Here is a 3,903-nt window from a genome sequence, read left to right as displayed (position 1 = left end):
CGACAAGAACGTGAGCTTCACCGTGCGGCGGGGCGAGGATGGAACTTGTCACACTACCCAGCCCGCAGTGGCGTTCTGCGGAGGAAGATCCCTTTCGCGGGACCAGGTCTTTTCAGGGGGGGCGACAGGGGAGGCCAGGGCCGGCCCTTGCCCTGGAACTCCAGTGGTATCCCAACGCCGCCGCCCTTCCCGACCTCCCTTCCCCTGTCCTGAAACAGGGAAAGCGGCCCACGGCCCGGTCCGTGCGGCGTTTTTCCCTTCTTCCCGAACGTCTTTTCCTACACCTTTACCTTGTACAGGAAATCTTTCAGGGCCGCCCCTGCGGGGACCATGGGGAGGATGAGCTCCTCCGTGGGGATGCGGCAGTCCACCAGGGCCGGTCCTGGTGCGGCGAGCATGTCCGGAAGCAGTTCTTTCAGTTCGTCCAGGGCGGTGCAGGTGTGTCCCGGCACACCCAGGGCTTCCGCCAAGGCGGCGAACCGGCAGGGAGAGAGAGGCGTGGTGCCGGAGTACCGCTCGTTCCAGAAGAGTTCCTGCCACTGGCGGACCATGCCGAGGGCCCCGTTGTTCAGGACGAAGATCTTCACGGGGATGCCGTACCTGGCGCAGGTTTCGAGCTCCTGGCAGTTCATCAGGAAACCGCCGTCTCCGGCGAAGCAGAGCACGGGGGTGCGGTTCCTGGCCAGGGAGGCGCCTATGGCCGCCGGGAGGGCGTACCCCATGGTGCCGAGACCCCCGGAGGTGAGGAAGGTTCCGGGCTCGTTCGTTTTATAGAACAGGGCGGTCCACATCTGGTTCTGCCCCACGTCGGCCACCACGGGCCACCGACCCTTCGCCGTCCTGCGAACGGCTTCCAGAACCGATGAGGGAAGGAAGTCCGCGGAACCAGGGTCGGAGAGGGGGTACTTTTCCTTCCACCGTTCCACCGTGGCCGCCCATTCGTCCCGGCTGCATTCCCCGAGCTCTTCCGTGACCGTGCCGAGGATGGCCTTCGCATCGCCGAGGAGGTGCACCCGGCACGGGACGAGCTTGTCGAATTCCGCCTCGTCGATGTCGCCGTGGATGACGGCGGCGTCTTTGGCGAAGCAGTCGAGCCTGCCGGTGGTGCGGTCGCTGAACCGGGTTCCCACCGCGAAGAGGACGTCCGTCTCCGAAAGGGCAAGGTTGGCCCAGGGCGTACCGTGCATGCCCGCCATACCTAGGGAAAGGGGATGGTCCTCGGGGAAGGCCCCTTTTCCCATGAGAGTGGTGGCCACAGGGATCCCGCATTTCTCCGCCAGGCGGAGGAGGGAGGCGGATGCCCCGGAGGAGAGGATGCCTCCCCCGGCGAGGATCACAGGCCGTTCTGCGTTCCGGAGGAGGTCGGCGGCCTCGTCCGCTCGGGACAAGTCGGTCTGCATCTTCAGGCGGTCTTCGCCGAAAAGGGGATGTTCCGGGTAGACGAACTCGCCCTCGGCCCTCTGGATGTCTACGGGCAGATCCACGAGCACGGGGCCGGGGCGGCCCGAGACGGCGATCTCGAAGGCCCCTTTCAGCGCCGCCGGGAGCTCGTCCACGGAGCGGACGAGAAAGCTGTGTTTCACCGCCGGCATGCTGCTCCCGAAAGTGTCCGACTCCTGGAAGGCATCGGTGCCGATGAGGTGGGTGGCCACCTGTCCCGAAATTGCCACGAGGGGAACGGAGTCCATGAAGGCGGTCGCCAGTCCGGTGATGATGTTGGTGAACCCCGGGCCGGAGGTGCAGATGCACACCCCCGGCTTTCCCGAGGCGCGGGCATACCCGTCCGCCGCGTGGGCCGCCGCTTGTTCGTGCCGCATGAGGATGTGGGCGAAGGGAGCATCGTAGAGGGCGTCGTAGAGGGGAATGACCGCCCCTCCCGGTATGCCGTACACGCATTTCACTCCCTCGATTGCAAGAGCTTCCACCACCATCCTGGCTCCCGTCATCTTCATGGCGTTCTCTCCTCTCTCTGTTTCCCCGATATGTCAGGCGTCGGGGGCCGACTTCGCATCCATCCAGGGCATCATGGCCCTGAGTTCTTTGCCAACCCCCTCGATTGGGTGGTTCTTCTCCTGCTGCATCCACTTTTTCATCCGGGGACGGCCGCACTGATTCTCGAGCATCCAGTCCTTGGCGAAGGATCCGTCCTTCACGTCTGCAAGGAGCGCCTTCATAGTCTCCCGGACCCTGCCGTCGATGACCTTTTTGCCGGCGATGAGGTCGCCGTACTTGGCGGTGTCACTGACGGAGTAGCGCATCCAGCCCATGCCCCCCTCGTACATGAGGTCCACGATGAGCTTCATTTCGTTGAGGCATTCAAAATAGGCGATTTCGGGTTGGTATCCGGCCTCCACGAGGGTGTCGAAACCCGCCTTGATGAGCTCGGTAATGCCGCCGCACAGTACAGCCTGCTCGCCGAAAAGGTCGGTCTCCGTCTCCTCGGCGAAGGTAGTGCAGAGAACGCCGGCCCTGCCGCCGCCGATGGCGCAGGCGTAAGCCAGTCCCAGTTCCCGGGCGTGTCCGGAGGCATCCTGTTCCACGGCAAGGAGGCAGGGAACGCCCCGGCCCTCGGTGTACATGCGCCGGACGAGATGACCGGGCCCCTTTGGGGCCACCATGAAAACGTCGTTGTCCTTCGGGGGTTCCACCTGGCTGAAGTGGATGGAGAAACCGTGAGCGAAGGCCAGGGCCGCGCCCTTCTTCAGGTTCGGGGCCACCGACGTGCGGTAGACATTGCCCTGAACATGGTCCGGCATGAGGAACATGACCACGTCGGCGTTTTTCACGGCGTCGCCCACGGAATGGACCGTAAAACCGTCCTTTTCGGCGGTCGCCTTTGATTTGCTGCCTTCGTGAAGCCCCACCACCACGGAGACCCCGCTGTCGCGCAGATTCTGGGCATGGGCGTGTCCCTGGCTTCCGTACCCGAGCACGGCCACCGTTTTTCCCTCGAGAACCTTCATGTTCGCATCCTTGTCGTACAGTACTGTTGCCATCTTTTCCAGCTCCTTCGCCTAATGAGATTGTGTGCTGCCGTCAGTTCGTTCCAAGGGCCAGAGGGCCGCTTTTCACCGATTCCACGAGGCCGAGGCCCCGTACCTTTTCAAGACAGTCGTCCAGCAGGACGCCGGGACCCATCATCTCGAAGATGAGGGACAAGCCGCAGTCCTCCGACACCGAATGAGGGTAGGCCTTCATGACCTCGAAAAGGGTCTCCCGCTCCTCCGGCGACGGGGCGAACTTCAGGAGCATCATGTACCGCTCCACGCACCCGCCGGCGCTCAGGTCCTCCACCGCCACGGTCTCCACCATCTTCCGGATCTGGCGCACGGCCTGGCCCGCCTGCCGTTCATCCCCGCCGATCACAAGGGTGTACCGGGCCGTTCCCGGGCGCTGGGTCGTTCCGGCGGTCACGCCCCGGACCTGGAATCCCCTGCGCTCCATGAGCCCCGAAATGCGGGAAAATACCCCTCGTCCTTCCTCCGTCACTACGCCTATGGTCCGTTCCATGTGCCTCTCTCCTCCTTCGTGAAAAATACAGGGATAAAAAAAGGACCCCCGACAAGTGTGCGGGGGTCCCTCGGAAGTGCCTTCGTCCGGCTATACGACGAGAAGCGCTCCGGGAGGGGCCCCGCAGCGAATAATAATGACGGCGATAACTACGGAAACGGCACTGGCCGCAAAAACGGTACGGATCATTTTCTTCACCGGAACTCCCTCCTTTGCTTTCTCGTTGTGTGGTACCATGTTTCCGGGCGCTGTATCTACTTAAATTACTGAGCGGGCACCGGAAATTTTGGGTAATCCTACAGGAGTTTCCACGGACTGTCAAGAGACCCAAAAAATAAAAGAAAATTCGAAATATAAAAAGAGATGGAGGGAGTTCCCATGGACAAGGAAAAG

Annotated in this window: 3 protein-coding genes; all 3 read right to left on the bottom strand. The window is 62.7% G+C overall.

What is annotated here, in order from left to right:
- Positions 1 to 278: 278 nt before the first annotated feature.
- Genes ilvB through ilvN form a run of 3 tightly spaced genes read right to left on the bottom strand, consistent with a single transcriptional unit; the run spans position 279 to position 3,510 of the window.
- A complete protein-coding gene (gene ilvB / locus JMJ95_RS13810) occupies positions 279 to 1,952 on the bottom strand; it encodes a biosynthetic-type acetolactate synthase large subunit (RefSeq protein WP_290686519.1) in 1,674 nt (557 codons plus the stop codon).
- Between the two features lie 33 nt (positions 1,953 to 1,985).
- Positions 1,986 to 2,996 (bottom strand): ketol-acid reductoisomerase, encoded by a 1,011-nt coding sequence (gene ilvC / locus JMJ95_RS13805; protein WP_290686516.1) that lies wholly within the window; start codon positions 2,994 to 2,996, stop codon positions 1,986 to 1,988.
- Between the two features lie 40 nt (positions 2,997 to 3,036).
- Positions 3,037 to 3,510, bottom strand: a complete 474-nt coding sequence (ilvN, locus tag JMJ95_RS13800) for an acetolactate synthase small subunit (RefSeq protein WP_290686514.1) — start codon at positions 3,508 to 3,510, stop codon at positions 3,037 to 3,039.
- Positions 3,511 to 3,903: the final 393 nt, after the last annotated feature.

The sequence above is a fragment of the Aminivibrio sp. genome (assembly GCF_016756745.1).
Lineage (GTDB): Bacteria > Synergistota > Synergistia > Synergistales > Aminobacteriaceae > Aminivibrio.
Note: the sequence above shows the minus strand (reverse complement) of the source record. Positions and strands in the feature narration are given on the sequence as shown.